Origin of the sequence: Bradyrhizobium sp. AUGA SZCCT0105 (assembly GCF_018129565.1) — a bacterium.
GTDB lineage: Bacteria > Pseudomonadota > Alphaproteobacteria > Rhizobiales > Xanthobacteraceae > Bradyrhizobium.
Map to the genome: position 1 here is coordinate 1,323,223 of NZ_JAFCMK010000001.1, position 14,750 is coordinate 1,337,972.

Genomic DNA, 14,750 nt, shown 5'->3' on the forward strand with positions numbered 1-14,750 from the left:
TTTCGGCGGCCGCCGCCGCAGTAACATCGGCATATTCGCTGGGAGCATTGCCATGGGAATCGCGCCTGAACGCCTCGACATGCTCACAGCCCTGGCCCGCAAGGTGCTGTGGCTGTCGTCGTGGACCATCCACCACGCCAACCATGTGCGGCCCTCGGCCGACGGGCTGAAAGTCGGCGGCCATCAGGCCTCGTCAGCCTCGCTCGCCAACATCATGTCGGCGCTTTATTTCTCCGTGCTGCGCCCGCAGGACCGCGTCGCGGTGAAGCCGCATGCGAGCCCGGTGTTCCATGCGATCCAGTATCTGTTCGGCCACCAGTCCCGCGACAAGCTGGAGAATTTCCGCGGCTACAAGGGCGCGCAGTCCTATCCGTCGCGCACCAAGGACACCGACGACGTCGACTTCTCGACCGGCTCGGTCGGTCTCGGCGTGGCGCAGACGCTGTTCGCTTCGCTGGTGCAGGACTACGTCAAGGCGCATGGCTGGCTGAAGGACCGGCCCGAGGGCCGCATGATTGCGCTGGTCGGCGACGCCGAGATGGACGAGGGCAACATCTTCGAGGCGCTGCTCGAGGGCTGGAAGCACGGCCTGCGCAACACCTGGTGGGTGGTCGACTACAACAGGCAGTCGCTCGACGCCGTGGTGCGCGAGGGGCTGTGGGCCAAGTTCGAGACCATGTTCCGCAACTTCGGCTGGGACGTGGTGATCGTGAAATACGGCAAGCTGATGCTCGAGGCGTTTGCCGAGCCGGGCGGCGAGGCCTTGCGGCGCTGGATCGACAATTGCCCGAACCAGATGTACGCGGCGCTCTGCTTCCAGGGCGGCGCGGCGTTCCGCAAGCATCTGCAGGACGATATCGGCGACCAGGGCGACGTGTCGGCGCTGATCGATCGCCGCAGCGACGACGAGCTGCTGGCGCTGATGTCGAACCTCGGCGGCCACGACATGGCGAGCATGATCGAGGCCTTCGAGGCGATCGACCATGATCGTCCGGTCTGCTTCATCGCCTACACCATCAAGGGCGTCGGCCTGCCGATGCAGGGCCACAAGGACAACCACGCCGGCCTGATGACGGTGGCGCAAATGGAGAAGTGGCGCGCCGCGCAGAACATCCGCACCGGCCACGAGTGGGACAAGTTCGAGGGCCTGTCGCAGGAGCCCGCGAAGCTCGAGGCGTTCCTGGCCGAGGCGCCGTTCAACCGCGAGGGACGCCGCCGGCTCTCGGCGCCTGAAATCGAGGTGCCAGAGCGGCTGGCCTTCAAGGCCTCCGCGCAGATGTCGACGCAGCAGGGCTTTGGCCTGGTGCTGCATGAGCTCGCACGCGGCGACAGCGAGCTTGCGTCGCGCATCGTCACCGTTTCGCCCGACGTCACGGTGTCGACCAACCTCGGCGCCTGGGTCAACCGCCGCGGCCTGTTTGCGAAGGCGGAGAACCACGACCTGTTCCGGCAGGAGAAGATCCCGTCAGCCTACACCTGGGAATATTCGCCGAAGGGCCAGCACCTCGAGCTCGGCATCGCCGAGATGAATCTGTTCATCATGCTGTCGGCGCTCGGCCTGTCGCAGCAGATCAACGGCGCGCGGCTGCTGCCGGTCGGAACGCTGTACGATCCCTTCATCGAGCGCGGCCTCGATGCGTTGAACTATGCCTGCTACCAGGACGCCCGCTTCATGGTGGCGGCGACGCCGTCAGGCATCTCGTTGGCGCCGGAAGGCGGCGCGCATCAGTCGATCAAGACGCCGCTGATCGGGATCGGGCAGGACGGGCTCGCCTCGTTCGATCCGGCCTTCGTCGATGAACTTGCCGTGATCATGGGCTGGGGCTTTGGCCATATGCAGCGCGAGGGCGCCGAGGGCGGTTCGGTTTACTTGCGACTCTCGACCCGGACGCTGGAGCAACCGCAGCGGATCATGACACCGGACCTGCAGCGCGACATCACCGATGGCGCCTACTGGATGCGCAAGCCGGGCCCGAACTGCGACATCGTTGTTGCGTATGCCGGCACCGTCGCGCCGGAGGCGATCGAGGCGGTCGGCCTGATCGGCGAGAGCCACCGCGATGTTGGTCTCCTGGCGGTAACCTCTGCCGACCGGCTCTATGCGGGTTGGTCCGCCGCGCGGAATTTGCGTCGCGATCGCCGTGGCACGCAGCATTTGAGTCATATCGAGCGCATGCTGGCGCCGCTTGGCCGCGACTGCGGCATCGTGACCGTGATCGACGGCCATCCGGCCTCGCTCGGCTGGCTCGGCAGCGTGCGCGGCCACCGCCTCGAGGCGCTCGGCGTCGAGCATTTCGGCCAGACCGGGACGATCGGAGACCTCTACCGGCACTATGGCATCGACGCCAACGCCATCATCGATGCGGCGGAGAGCGTGTCGGTCGGCGCCCCGGTTCGGCACCGCAAGATGGCGGTGTGAGGCGATAGATAAGGGACAGGTGGCATGCCTTGCCACCGGTGCGGCAGCAACATTATATGCCGTGGGCGTGCACGAGCCGCGCCCCGCATATGGCGGGTTCAATTCGCCCTGCTTTCGTGCAAGGATGCCTGCCGAACGCTTTCCGTTCCCCTTATCCATACGCCCCCTACAAGAGGTTTCCGATGGTCAATCGTATGCAATTCTACATCGATGGCGCCTGGGTCGATCCCGTCGTCAAAGGCAAGTCCACCCCCGTCGTCAATCCGGCGACCGAAGAAGCGATGTATGAGGTTGCGCTCGGCTCCAAGGCCGATGTCGACAAGGCAGTCGCCGCCGCCAAGCGTGCGTTCGAGACCTATTCCCGGACCAGCCGCGAGGAGCGCATCGCACTGCTCACCAAGGTCGTCGAGGTCTACAAGGGCCGCATGAAGGAGATCGGCGCTGCCGTCTCCGACGAGATGGGCGCTCCGCTGCCGATGGCCGAGAAGCTGCAGGCCGGTGCCGGCCTTGGCCACCTCATGAACACCCTCGAAGTGCTCAAGAAGTACGAGTTCGAGGAGACCATGGGCACCGCCGTGATCGTGCGCGAGCCGGTCGGCGTCGTCGGCATGATCACCCCCTGGAACTGGCCGCTCAACCAGATCGCCTGCAAGGTCGCGCCCGCGCTCGCCGCCGGCTGCACCATGATCCTGAAGCCCTCCGAGTTCACCCCGACCTCGGCGCTGATCTTCGCGGAAATCCTCCATGAAGCGGGCGTGCCGAAGGGCGTGTTCAACCTCCTCAACGGCCTCGGCCCGGAGGTGGGGGCCGCGATGAGCGAGCACCCGGACATCGACATGATCTCGTTCACCGGCTCCACCCGCGCCGGCGTCGATGTCGCCAAGCGCGCGGCGCCGACCGTGAAGCGCGTCAGCCAGGAGCTCGGCGGCAAGTCGCCGAACGTGATCCTCGAGGGTGCCGACCTCGCCAAGGCGGTGACCGGCGGCGTGATGCACATGTTCAACAACTCGGGCCAGTCCTGCAACGCGCCGTCGCGCATGATCGTGCCGCTCTCCAAGATGAAGGAAGTGGCCGCGATCGCGAAGGGCGTCGCAGACAAGACCAAGGCCGGCGATCCGCGCGCCGACGGCACCACGATCGGCCCGGTGGTCAACCGCGGTCAGTGGGACAAGATCCAGGCGCTGATCCAGAAGGGCATCGACGAGGGCGCAACGCTCGTCGCCGGTGGCCCGGGCCTGCCCGAGGGCGTCAACAAGGGCTTCTATGTCCGTCCGACCATCTTCGCCGACGTCACCAACGACATGACGATCGCCCGCGAGGAAATCTTCGGGCCGGTGCTGACCATCCTCGGCGCCAAGGACGAGGCTGAGGCGGTGAAGATCGCCAACGACACGCCCTATGGTCTCGCCGGTTACGTCTCGGCCGACAGCGTGGAAACCGCGCGCCGCGTCGGCCGCCAGATCCGCGCCGGCAACGTCAACCTGCAGGGCGTGCCGAACGAGCGCTCCGCGCCGTTCGGCGGCTACAAGCAGTCCGGCAACGGCCGCGAGTGGGGCCGTTACGGTCTGGAAGAATATCTCGAGGCCAAGGCGGTCGCCGGCTACAACGCCGCGTAAGCTCGATCCACGAGAGAGAACATTTTGGCGCCGGGGCGGATCACCGCTCCGGCGTCAGACGTTTTAGGATGCAAGGTTTTGAGAGTTCGAGTCTAGCGACGATTACGACTGCAGGTTCTTCGTCATTGCGAGCGAAGCGAAGCAATCCATCTCTCCTCACGCGCGGAAAGATGGATTGCTTCGTCGCTTCGCTCCTCGCAATGACGTTTCAGCTAACCGCCGAGCGCGCCTTGGGTGTTGACGTAGAGCGCATAGATCGACTGGCTTGCCGCCATGAACAGGCGGTTGCGCTTCAGTCCGCCGAAGCAGAGGTTGGCGCAGCGCTCCGGCAGTGCGATGCGGCCGATCATGACGCCGTCGGGCGCGAACACCACGACGCCGTCGAGCTCGGGATCGCCCATGCCCCAGCCGCACCACAGATTGCCGTCGATGTCGCAGCGCATGCCGTCGGGCGTGCCGGGGCCGGCATCGATGAACACGCGCTTGTTCGCGATTGTCTTGCCGTCGGCGGAAACGTCATAGGCCAGGATCTTGCGGTTCGGCTCGCCGCGGGATTCCACGACATAGAGGATCTTCTCGTCCGGCGAGAAGCACAGCCCGTTCGGGCCGAGCACGCCCTCGGCGACGATGCCGGCCTTGCCGGTTTCGGGATCGAGCCGGTAGACGTTGGGCTCGATCTCCGGATCGGCCTTGTAGCCCTCGTAATTGCCGAGCAGGCCGAAGATCGGATCGGTGAACCAGATCGCGCCGTCGGATTTCACCACGACGTCGTTCGGCGAGTTCAGCCGCTTGCCGCCGAAGGAATCGATCAGCACCGTAATCGATCCGTCATATTCGGTGCGCACCACGCGGCGGCCGCCATGCTCGCAGGTGATCAGCCGGCCCTGGCGGTCGCGGGTATTGCCGTTGGCGAAGTTCGACGGCTTGCGGAAGATGCTGACTGCGCCGGTCTCTTCCTCCCATTTGAGGATGCGCTGGTTCGGGATGTCGCTGCACAACAGATAGCGGCCGTCGCCGAACCATACCGGGCCTTCGGCCCAGCGCAGGCCGGTGGCGATGCGCTCCACGGCGGAGAGCTTCAGCCAGTATTTCTCGAAGCGCGGGTCGAGCGCGTGGATCGCGGGATCGGGATAACAGGTCGCGGGACGCCAGCCGGCGGAATGAACATCGGACATTTGCTGTTCTCGTTGTTGTGTTTCGATGGTGTTTCCTTGAGCGCATGGTTTGCTATCATTGTCGGTCTGCGACCGCAATTCGGTCGCGGCAAACAGGAAAGACGAGGGACGGCATGCCACGCATATTGATGACCGGCGCATCGGGGGGAATCGGCACGAGCCTGCGCAAGCTGCTGCCGCCGATCTATCCGGATCTCCTGCTGAGCGACATCAAGAAGCCTTCCGATCTCGGCAGCAATGAACAATTCAAGGCGGCCGATCTCGCCGATCTCGCTGAGGTCGAGGCGATCTGCGAGGGCGTCGACGGCATCCTGCATTTCGGCGGCTATTCGGTCGAAGGCTCCTGGGATGCGATCCTGCAGGCCAACATCATCGGCTGCTACAATCTGTTCGAGGCGGCGCGCAAGAAGGGCGTCAAGCGCGTGATCTTCGCCTCATCCAATCACGCGGTCGGCTTCTACCCGCGCCATCACCGCATCGGTACCGATGTCACCGCGCGGCCGGACAGCCGTTATGGGGTGAGCAAGGTGTTCGGCGAGGGCGTCGGCGCGCTCTATGCCGACAAGCACGGCATCAAGGTGACCTGTATCCGGATCGGCAATTTCGGCGAGGTACCGCTCGATCACCGCAGGCTCTCGATCTGGCTCAAACCCGAGGATCTGGTGCAGCTCTGCCGCATCGGGCTCGAACATCCCGATATTCATTTCGAGGTGCTGTATGGCGCGTCCTACAACGAGCGCTCGTGGTGGGACAATCACCGCGCCTACGATCTTGGCTATCGTCCGAGCGGTCGTGGCGAAGACTTCCGCGAGCACGCGATGGCCGAGCAGGCCAAGCTGCCGCCGGACCCGGTCGGCGACTTCTACCAGGGCGGTGCGTTCTGCAGCATGGAGTTCGACGGCGACAAGACGAGGGTGATCGACTGGAAGAAATGATCAGTCGTCGCACTGCGGCAGTTGCTTCACGGCCTCGGTGTGCTGGCGCTGCGGCTCATTCGAGCCTTGTCCGGATGCCTTGGGCGCGCTGCCGGGCCCGTCATAGGTCTGGGAGAAGTGGGCGAGCGGGAAGTTGAGGCTGATCTTCTGTCCGGTCAGGTTCTTCGCTTCCACCACGATCGTTTGCGCGTGCTTCAGCCGATCGATCAACTCGCCATTGGCCTCCAGCGTGCCGCCGCAGCCGAGGGTGTAGCAGTGCGTTCTGGCGACCTGCATCGGCTCGTCCTGATCGATCCGCAGGCTGATCGTGCCTTCCAGCATGGTCCGCGTTCCGACATTGGCGGTGAGCAGCGCGCGCGTGCTGGTCTGCGGCGAGACGCTGATGGAGCCGCCCGACGGCGCGCACTGGCCGCGCGCGGCGGCGGCGACGAAGCAGCTCGCCTCGGTCAGGCAGGTCTTGGTCCAGGGCTCATAGGTGAGCTCGGTCGCACGCGGATCGGCCGCGTTGGCAATTCCGCCAAGCGCGAGCTGCACGGCGATCGATCCCATCAACAAAGCCACGTAACGCATCGCCGTCTCCTTCGCGAGGAGGCCGCGTATCGCGCTATTGCGGCTTTTTGTCGTTGGAGATGCGGACGAGATAATCCGCCTTGCTGTACTGCATGTGATCGACGCAGAGCTGCGCCAGCGCCCAGCTGTCACGGCCCTTCAGCAGTTCAATCATCAATTCGTGCTGGCGGCGCGACAATGCGAGGCCCTCGCTGTCGGCGAGGTTCTTGGCGCGCATCGGCAGCGTCAGGTTCATGTAGTCCTGCAGCGAGCGGACCAGATAGGGATTGCCGCAGGCGGAGAACAGCGCGAGGTGGAACGCATCGTTGGTCTCATGGATTCCGCGCATGTCCTGCGCGTCGGCCTTGATGCAGTAATGCCGTTGCAGCTCGCCTAGTTGCTCGACCAGGCTGTCAGGCGCGGGCAGGGCGATCATCAGCGCGGCCTGGCGCGTCAGCATCTCGCGCACCTCGTAGATCTGCCGCACTTCCTCGGCCGAATAGAACCGCACCGTGGCGCCGACATTCTTCTCGCGCAGCACGATGCCCTGGCGTTCGAGCTGGAACAGCGCCTGGCGCACGAAGTGCCGGCTCGCGCCGTAGCGCTGCATCAGGGTATCCTCGACCAGCCGCAGGCCGGGCGCGAAGCGGCCGAAGATGATGTCCTCCTCCAGCCGGCGGATCACTTCCGCCTGTTCCTCCTCCCGCGAGGGGGCCTGGATATCGGGCAAGGTGGGCTCGGCTGTCATGCGCGCTCGGCTTCGGGTCGATGCCGGAGGTCAGCATGACGCTATGGCTATTGTCAATAATGGGGGCGATTTTGCCGCAGACAAGTCGCGATCCGCCGCTAGATTATCTCATATTGACAATAATTCCCGCTGCTCCTTAAGTGCGGCCGAACAACCACGGGAAGAGAAGAAAATGGCCGACGGACTTCGCAAGGGACTGACCAGCTATGGTGACGCCGGCTTCTCGCTGTTCCTGCGCAAGGCCTTCATCAAGGCGATGGGCTATTCGGATGACGCGCTCAACCGCCCGATCGTCGGCATCACCAACACCTACAGCGATTACAATCCCTGCCACGGCAACGTCCCGCAGATTATCGAAGCGGTGAAGCGCGGCGTGATGCTGTCGGGCGCGATGCCGTTCGTGTTCCCGACGATCTCGATCGCCGAGAGCTTTGCGCATCCGACCTCGATGTACCTGCGCAATCTGATGGCGATGGATACCGAGGAGATGATCCGCGCCCAGCCGATGGATTCCGTGATCGTGATCGGCGGCTGCGACAAGACTTTGCCGGCGCAGCTCATGGCCGCCATCAGCGCCGATCTGCCGACCGTTGTGATCCCGGTCGGGCCGATGGTGGTCGGTCATCACAAGGGCGAGGTGCTCGGCGCCTGCACCGATTGCCGGAGGTTGTGGGGCAAGTACCGCGCCGGCGAGATCGACGATGTCGAGATCGAGGCCGTGAACGGTCGCCTCGCGCCGTCGGTCGGCACCTGCATGGTGATGGGCACGGCCTCCACCATGGCCTGCATCACCGAGGCGCTCGGCCTCACGCTGCCGATGAGCGCGACGATCCCGGCACCGCATGCCGAACGCTTCCGCTCCGCGGAGGCAAGCGGCCGCGTCGCCGCCGAAATGGCGAAGACCAAGGGACCGAAGCCGAGCGAGATCCTGACACCGTCGTCGTTCCGCAACGCCCAGGTCGTGATGCAGGCGATCGGCGGCTCGACCAACGGGCTCATTCATCTGACCGCCATCGCCAACCGCTCGCCGCACAAGATCGACCTCGAGGCGTTCGACAAGCTTGGCCGCGAGGTGCCCGTGCTGGTCGACCTCAAACCGTCGGGCGAACACTATATGGAGCATTTCCATCATGCCGGCGGCGTGCCGAAGCTGATGGCGCAGCTCGGCGACCTCATCGACCTCGATGCCAGAACCATCACCGGCCAGACCTTGCGTGAGGTTGTGGCCGGCGCGGAGGATGTGCCGGGGCAGGATGCGATCCGCTCCAAGGCGAACCCGATCAAGGCCGAAGGCGCGATGGCGATCCTGCACGGCAATCTCGCGCCGCGCGGTGCCGTCATCAAGCAGTCGGCGGCGAGCGAGAGGCTCCTGCAGCACACCGGCCGTGCCGTGGTGTTCGAGTCGGTCGAGGACATGACGCTGCGGGTCGACGACCCCGCGCTCGATGTGACCGCCGACGACGTGCTGGTGCTGCGCAACGCCGGCCCGAAGGGCGCCCCCGGCATGCCGGAGGCGGGCTACCTCCCGATCCCGAAGAAGCTCGCGCGCGCCGGCGTGAAGGACATGGTCCGCATCTCGGATGCGCGGATGAGCGGCACCGCGTTCGGCACCATCGTGCTGCACATCACGCCGGAGTCCGCCGTCGGCGGTCCGCTCGGTCTGGTGTGGAACGGCGACATGATCCGGCTCGATGTCGCCAAGCGCAGCATCGATCTCCTGGTCGACGAGGCCGAGTTGCAGAAGCGTCGCGCGGCGCTGGCCCCCGCCGGCGCGCCGGATTGGGCCAAGCGCGGTTACGCGCATCTCTTCAACGAGACCATCCTGCAGGCCGACGAGGGCTGCGATTTCGACTTCATGCGCGCCAAGGGGAAGTAACCGGCGTCGTTCGGCGTGGTAGCTGAATTGTCGATAATTTCGGTGACGGAGCGCTCGATCGCGCCAGTGATGGTCTAATTCCTTCTGTTTTATTGACAATCCCGCGGGGCTGATGGGATGATCGCGTCAATCAAAAACAGGGGGAACGTCGCGATGGGCTATTCAGCCAGGATCGTCGGGATCGCCATGGCCGCGGCAGCGCTGCTGCTGACGGCGCGCGCCGGCGCGCAGGAGGTCAAGCACTTCCGCTTCGCCTATGACCAGCCGCGCAACACCGGCTATTCGGTCGCCGGCGATCTGTTCGCCGAGAAGCTCAAGGAATTGAGCAAGGGGACGATGATCGTCGACCAATATCCCGGCGCGCAGCTCGGCCAGGAGCCGCAGCTGCTGCAGCTCGTGAAATCAGGCGATATCGAGTTCGCGATCGTCTCTTCCGCCAACACGGCGACAATCTCGCCGCAGGCCGGCGTGATGTCGCTGCACTTCCTGTTCCGCAACGACGCCCATGTGATCAAGGCGCTGGCGGACCCGCAGGTGTTCGACGCCATCAGGACGATGATCGACGAGACCGCGCAGGGCCTGCATGTGATCGGCACCGGTTCGCAGGGCGTGCGCCACATCTACAGCAAGAAGGAAATCCACAACGTCGGCGACCTCAAGGGCGTGAAGGTGCGGGTGCAGGCGACCGCGACCGAGGACACCATGTTCCCGGCCTATGGCGCGCAGACGGTGCACATGCCGTTCGGCAGCGTCTACACCTCGCTGCAGACCGGCGTGGTCGACGCCGCCGAGAACAGCATCAACGTCTATCTCGTCAACAAGCACTATGAGGTCGCGCCCGTGCTGTCGATCACCGAGCACGAGGCCAACAATGCCCTGCTGTTCGTCTCCGACAAGCTCTGGCAGAGCCTGTCCGCCGAGCAGAAGCAATGGGTGCAGGCCGCCGCCAACGAGGTCAGCGCCAAGGAGCCGCAGAAGGCCTTCGAGCTGGAGCGGAATGCGCTGACCAAGCTGAAGTCGTTCGGCGTCAAGGTGGTCGATGACGTGGACAAGAAGAGCTTCACCGCGATCGCCGATCCCTATCTCGACAAGCTCGCCAAGGAGCTCGGCCCGCATGCGGAGAAGATCAAGAACCTGATCCGCGCCATCAATTAAAGCCCGGGTCGACGGGGAGCGCGAGCCATGGCCATCGCCGACAGACTGGTGCTGCAACGGCAGCGGCATCTGAAATGGCGGGCGCTGGATCGGCTCGAGCTGATCCTGATGATGCTGTGCGGCCTGTTGTGCTTCGGCTTCTCGCTCTCGGTCACCGCCGACATCGTCACCCGCACCATCGGTCATCCCTGGCTGTGGCTGCAGGAGGTGACCTCGACGCTGTTCATCTACGCGATCTTCGTTGGCGCTGCGGTCGCGACCAGGCGCAACGACCATCTCTATCTAACCGCGCTTTCGGAGGCGATGCACGGCAGGTCGCGGCTGGTCGTCGAGATCGTCATCCGCCTGGTGGTGCTGGGCGTCGCCTTTTGCCTGGTCCGGTACGGCTATCAAAATTACCTTCGCGGCTTCGGTAGCTTCCGGCTGCCGTCCGGAACGCCGATCGCATCGCTCTATGCGGTGATTCCACTGTCCGGCATCTTGATCTGCCTGTTCACGGTCGAGCAGCTCGTCAACGGCATCCGCAACGGATTTGAGCATCCGGAGCCGCCGGACGAGGATCTTGCGATTCCCGCGATCAACACCAGTGCGACCACGGGAGTGCAGCCGTGAGTGCACCGGTCGTGCTGGTGTTGATGTCGTCCTGCTTCCTGTTCTTCGGTTATCTCGGTGTGCCGGTGCCGTTCTCGCTGATGGCGGGCGTGTTCATCGGCGCGGCGCTGTCGGATGTGTCGCTGGCCGCGATCATCCAGAAGATCTTTGACGGCATCGATTCCGAGGCGCTGCTGGCGATCCCGTTCTTCCTGCTGGTCGGCGAGCTCATGAGCTCGGCGAATGTCGTGGTCCGCATTGCCAACCTGTCGGTCTCGCTGGTCGGTCACATCAGGGGCGGGCTGTCGCAGGTCGTCGTCGTGTTCAGCATGTTCTTCTCGGAAATGTCGGGCTCGACCACGGCCGATGTCGCCGTGATGAGCCGGGCACTCGGCGGGCCGATGCGGCGGGAGGGCTATGAGCCGGCCTTCATCGCCGCGATCATCGCCTCGGCCTCGACGATCGCGGCGCTGGTGCCGCCGAGCATCACGGCCGTGGTCTATGGCGCGGTCGGCAATGTCTCGATCGCCGGCCTGTTCATGGCCGGCGTCGTGCCCGGCCTGATGATCGGCTTCGGGCTGATGATCTATTGCTATTTCTTCGGGCCGTCGGGCCTGCGCAAGCCGCGGGCGCCGCTGCGCCAGATCGCGTTCGCCGCCGGCGACGCCGCGCTGCCGCTGATGATCCCGGTGATCCTGCTCGGCGGCATCCTGACCGGCTGGTTCACGCCGACCGAGGCCGGCGTGGTCGCGGTCGCCTACATCATCCTCGTCGTGATCCCGGCGCTCAACCGCGGGCATCTGAAAAAGATCCCGTATGACTTCTGCCTGGCCGGCCTGATCTTCTCGCTGCCGCTGATCACGATCGGCGCCGCGAACGCATTCGGCTGGATGCTGGCCTATCTGCGCGGCGCCATCTACATCGCCGACTGGATCACCTCGATCGCCGGCAACGATCCGCACCTCATCATGCTGCTGATGGTGCTGCTGTTCACCGTGGTCGGCGACTTCATCGAGCCGGTGCCGACCATCATCATCTTCATGCCGCTGGTGAACGCGCTGACCCAGGCAGGCGACATCAATGGCGTGCATATGGGCGTCGTGCTGATCGCGACGCTGGCCTTCGGCCTGATCACGCCGCCCTATGGGCTCGTGCTGCTGATGGCATCGAAATTCGTCGGCATCAGCTTCGCAAAAGCGCTGCGGGCGGCGCTGCCGATCTACGTCGTTTTCCTGGTCACGATCTGCTTCACGATCTATTTTCCGAAGGTCGTGCTGTGGCTGCCGAAGCAGGTGATCCCGGAATCGGTCGGTTGCTTCAAGGCACCCGGCGGCACCGGATACATCTGCCCGAATTAGCGAGCCCGGTTCCTACTTCGTCTTGCTGGTGAACTTCTTCACGGCGACGCGGAAATCCTCGGTATGCATCGACGTGATGATCTTGTGCTCCTCGGCATCGAGCTGCTGCTTGGTCGGCGTGGTGGCCGCCTGATAGACCAGCGACTTGGTTCCCGCGATCGCGGCGGGCGGATTTTTCGCCAGGCGCTCGGCGAGCTGTCGGGTGGCGGCCTTCAGCTCGGTCGCGGGGACGGTCTTGACGACCAGTCCCCATTCATAGGCCTGCTGCGCGGTGAAGCCATCCTCCGCAAGGAAAATCTGCAGCGCGCGACGGGTCCCGACCGTGCCGACGATGCCGACCGTGCTGCCGCCGTCGGGCGATACGCCAATCTTGGCATAGGCGGGCGTGAAGCGGGCATCCTCCGCGGCGATACACAGGTCGGTCACGAAGGCGAGGCCCATGCCGGCGCCGGCCGCCGAACCGTGCACGCTGGACAGCACGATCTTCGGCATCCGCCGAACCGTCTCGATGAAGGCATGGTAGTGATGAAGCATCTCGCCGACCACGGGCGCGACGTTGTTGGCTTCGGTCGCAGCACCGATGGTTTGCAGATCGCCGCCGGCGCAGAAGGCGCGGCCTTCGCCCTCGATGACCAGCACGCGGACGTCCTTGTTGGCTTCGACCTCGGCGCCGAGCTGTTCGAGCCTTTTTGCGATCGTCATGTCGATGGCGTTGAACGCGGCCGGCCGGTTCAGCGTGATGGTCGCGATGGCGCCGTCGATGCGGAGCAAGGCGGGGTCGTTGGGGGAGGCGGGATCGGGCATTTTTGAGGACCTTGGGCTTGTTATTTCCGGACATTTAAGGCCTTGGCGGGAGCCGTGGCAATCCGGCAGGGGCCTGGAGGCGGCTTTCGGGTGCCCAGATTTGCCCGGGACCCCCTTGCATCAGCGCGAGCCATGGGGCCAAATAGCGCGCGCCTTCGGTACGCAGACACGAGCGCTGTGGTGACGGGGCACGCAAGCTAACATCGACAAGAGGAAACGGGATGGGTCACTCCTGCTCGCGCGTATTTGGGTTGTTCCGATGACAGGCTCGGTCATCATCGTCGGCGCCGGACATGCCGGCTTCCAGCTCGCGGCGTCGCTGCGCCAGGCCGGCTTTGCCGAGCGCATCGCCCTGCTCAATGACGAGGGCCATTTGCCGTACCAGCGGCCGCCTTTGTCGAAGGCCTATCTGAAGGGGACCGGCGGGCCCGAGACCCTGATGTTCCGGCCCGACAAGTTCTACCAGGACAACAAGATCGAGCTGATCACCGATCGCGCCCATGCGGTCGACCGCAACGCGCGGAAAGTGGCGCTGGCCTCCGGCACCTCGCTCGACTACGGCCACCTGGTGTTCGCGACCGGCGCGCGGAACCGCCTGCTCGATATTCCCAACGCGAAGCTCGACGCGGTGCGCTACCTGCGCATCCTCGACGAGAGCCAGGCGCTGCGCGACCTGCTCGCACCCGGCATGCGCGTCGTGGTGATCGGCGCGGGCTTCATCGGGCTCGAATTCGCGGCCACCGCGCGAGCCAAGGGCCTCGAGGTCGACGTGGTCGAGCTCGCCTCGCGCGTGATGGCGCGGGCGGTGACCGCGGAGATCTCCGAGTTCTCGCAGGCGCGCCACGGCGCGGCCGGCATCCGGATCCACCTCGGTGTGCAGGTCACGGCGATCGAGGCCGATGGCGCCAAGGTCACCGGCGTCAGCCTGAGCAACGGCACGCATATCCCGGCCGATCTCGTCGTGGTCGGCGTCGGCGTGCTGCCGAATGTCGAGCTCGCCGCGGAGGCCGGGCTGCCGGTCGCATCGGGCATCATCGTCGACGAGCATCTTTTGACCGCGGATCCGAATATTTCCGCGATCGGCGATTGCGCGCTCTACACCAGCAAGCGCTTCGGCGGATCGCTGCGGCTGGAGTCGGTGCAGAACGCGACCGACCATGCGCGCTGCGTGGCGGCGCGGCTGACTGGCAAGACCGAGGTCTATGATGGCCTGCCGTGGTTCTGGAGCGACCAGGGCCCCGACAAGCTGCAGATGGCGGGTCTTACCACCGGCTACGACCGCGTCGTGGTGCGCGGCGACCGCGCGCAGGGCGCGTTCTCAGCGTTCTGCTATCGCGGCGACAGGCTGCTCGGCATCGAGTCGGTCAATCGCGCCGGCGATCACATGTTCGGCCGCCGGCTGCTCGGCGCCGGAGGCTCGATCACGCCGGAGCAGGCGGCTGATGCGAGCTTTGATTTGAAGAGTGCGCTGGCGCAATTGTAGGCGTCGTCCCGGCGAAAGCCGGGACCCATACTCCGCGGCGG

Annotated in this window: 12 protein-coding genes; 8 read left to right on the plus strand and 4 right to left on the minus strand. The window is 65.0% G+C overall.

Annotation, left to right across the window (positions count from 1 at the left end; genetic code table 11):
- Positions 1–52 precede the first annotated feature (52 nt).
- Positions 53–2,419, plus strand: a complete 2,367-nt coding sequence (locus tag JQ573_RS06070) for a transketolase (protein WP_212311267.1) — start codon at positions 53–55, stop codon at positions 2,417–2,419.
- A gap of 182 nt (positions 2,420–2,601) precedes the next feature.
- On the plus strand, positions 2,602–4,035 hold the full coding sequence (locus JQ573_RS06075) for an aldehyde dehydrogenase family protein (RefSeq protein WP_092124960.1): 1,434 nt from the start codon (positions 2,602–2,604) through the stop codon (positions 4,033–4,035).
- 212 nt (positions 4,036–4,247) lie between these two features.
- Here JQ573_RS06075 and JQ573_RS06080 read toward each other — a convergent pair whose 3' ends face one another.
- Positions 4,248–5,210, minus strand: coding sequence for an SMP-30/gluconolactonase/LRE family protein (locus tag JQ573_RS06080; protein WP_212311266.1), 963 nt, complete (start codon positions 5,208–5,210; stop codon positions 4,248–4,250).
- 113 nt (positions 5,211–5,323) lie between these two features.
- Here JQ573_RS06080 and JQ573_RS06085 point away from each other — a divergent pair, with 113 nt between their 5' ends.
- The gene (locus tag JQ573_RS06085; protein WP_212311265.1) at positions 5,324–6,145 is read left to right on the plus strand and encodes an NAD(P)-dependent oxidoreductase; all 822 of its coding nucleotides are present in this window, start codon (positions 5,324–5,326) and stop codon (positions 6,143–6,145) included.
- On the opposite strand, the gene JQ573_RS06090 is transcribed toward JQ573_RS06085, so the two are convergent.
- Together JQ573_RS06090 and JQ573_RS06095 are read right to left on the minus strand one after the other, a co-directional pair.
- Complete coding sequence (locus tag JQ573_RS06090; RefSeq protein WP_212311264.1) at positions 6,146–6,715, minus strand: invasion associated locus B family protein; 570 nt, start codon at positions 6,713–6,715, stop codon at positions 6,146–6,148.
- A gap of 34 nt (positions 6,716–6,749) precedes the next feature.
- Positions 6,750–7,442, minus strand: a complete 693-nt coding sequence (locus tag JQ573_RS06095; RefSeq protein ID WP_212311263.1) for a GntR family transcriptional regulator — start codon at positions 7,440–7,442, stop codon at positions 6,750–6,752.
- 172 nt (positions 7,443–7,614) lie between these two features.
- Here JQ573_RS06095 and JQ573_RS06100 point away from each other — a divergent pair, with 172 nt between their 5' ends.
- The 4 genes from JQ573_RS06100 to JQ573_RS06115 all read left to right on the plus strand — a co-directional run bounded on the left by JQ573_RS06100 (position 7,615) and on the right by JQ573_RS06115 (position 12,422).
- Positions 7,615–9,318 carry an IlvD/Edd family dehydratase gene (locus tag JQ573_RS06100; RefSeq protein WP_212311262.1) on the plus strand — a complete coding sequence of 568 codons (1,704 nt, stop codon included), beginning with the start codon at positions 7,615–7,617 and terminating at the stop codon, positions 9,316–9,318.
- 153 nt (positions 9,319–9,471) lie between these two features.
- Complete coding sequence (locus JQ573_RS06105; protein WP_212311261.1) at positions 9,472–10,473, plus strand: TRAP transporter substrate-binding protein; 1,002 nt, start codon at positions 9,472–9,474, stop codon at positions 10,471–10,473.
- Positions 10,474–10,500: 27 nt separating this feature from the next.
- Positions 10,501–11,085, plus strand: coding sequence for a TRAP transporter small permease (locus JQ573_RS06110; protein WP_212311260.1), 585 nt, complete (start codon positions 10,501–10,503; stop codon positions 11,083–11,085).
- Positions 11,082–12,422 carry a TRAP transporter large permease gene (locus JQ573_RS06115; RefSeq protein ID WP_212311259.1) on the plus strand — a complete coding sequence of 447 codons (1,341 nt, stop codon included), beginning with the start codon at positions 11,082–11,084 and terminating at the stop codon, positions 12,420–12,422. Before JQ573_RS06110 ends, JQ573_RS06115 begins: the two co-directional genes overlap by 4 nt.
- 12 nt (positions 12,423–12,434) lie before the next feature.
- On the opposite strand, the gene JQ573_RS06120 is transcribed toward JQ573_RS06115, so the two are convergent.
- The gene (locus JQ573_RS06120; RefSeq protein ID WP_212311258.1) at positions 12,435–13,226 is read right to left on the minus strand and encodes an enoyl-CoA hydratase/isomerase family protein; all 792 of its coding nucleotides are present in this window, start codon (positions 13,224–13,226) and stop codon (positions 12,435–12,437) included.
- Between the two features lie 259 nt (positions 13,227–13,485).
- Here JQ573_RS06120 and JQ573_RS06125 point away from each other — a divergent pair, with 259 nt between their 5' ends.
- Positions 13,486–14,709 carry an NAD(P)/FAD-dependent oxidoreductase gene (locus tag JQ573_RS06125; RefSeq protein ID WP_212311257.1) on the plus strand — a complete coding sequence of 408 codons (1,224 nt, stop codon included), beginning with the start codon at positions 13,486–13,488 and terminating at the stop codon, positions 14,707–14,709.
- The last annotated feature ends 41 nt before the right edge of the window (positions 14,710–14,750 follow it).

Bases quoted from the DNA above. Each gene is read 5' to 3' on its own strand.
- JQ573_RS06070 (WP_212311267.1), top strand. From the start codon at position 53: ATGGGAATCGCGCCTGAACGCCTCGACATGCTCACAGCCCTGGCCCGC.
- JQ573_RS06075 (WP_092124960.1), top strand. From the start codon at position 2,602: ATGGTCAATCGTATGCAATTCTACATCGATGGCGCCTGGGTCGATCCC.
- JQ573_RS06080 (WP_212311266.1), bottom strand. From the start codon at position 5,210: ATGTCCGATGTTCATTCCGCCGGCTGGCGTCCCGCGACCTGTTATCCC.
- JQ573_RS06085 (WP_212311265.1), top strand. From the start codon at position 5,324: ATGCCACGCATATTGATGACCGGCGCATCGGGGGGAATCGGCACGAGC.
- JQ573_RS06090 (WP_212311264.1), bottom strand. From the start codon at position 6,715: ATGCGTTACGTGGCTTTGTTGATGGGATCGATCGCCGTGCAGCTCGCG.
- JQ573_RS06095 (WP_212311263.1), bottom strand. From the start codon at position 7,442: ATGACAGCCGAGCCCACCTTGCCCGATATCCAGGCCCCCTCGCGGGAG.
- JQ573_RS06100 (WP_212311262.1), top strand. From the start codon at position 7,615: ATGGCCGACGGACTTCGCAAGGGACTGACCAGCTATGGTGACGCCGGC.
- JQ573_RS06105 (WP_212311261.1), top strand. From the start codon at position 9,472: ATGGGCTATTCAGCCAGGATCGTCGGGATCGCCATGGCCGCGGCAGCG.
- JQ573_RS06110 (WP_212311260.1), top strand. From the start codon at position 10,501: ATGGCCATCGCCGACAGACTGGTGCTGCAACGGCAGCGGCATCTGAAA.
- JQ573_RS06120 (WP_212311258.1), bottom strand. From the start codon at position 13,226: ATGCCCGATCCCGCCTCCCCCAACGACCCCGCCTTGCTCCGCATCGAC.
- JQ573_RS06125 (WP_212311257.1), top strand. From the start codon at position 13,486: ATGACAGGCTCGGTCATCATCGTCGGCGCCGGACATGCCGGCTTCCAG.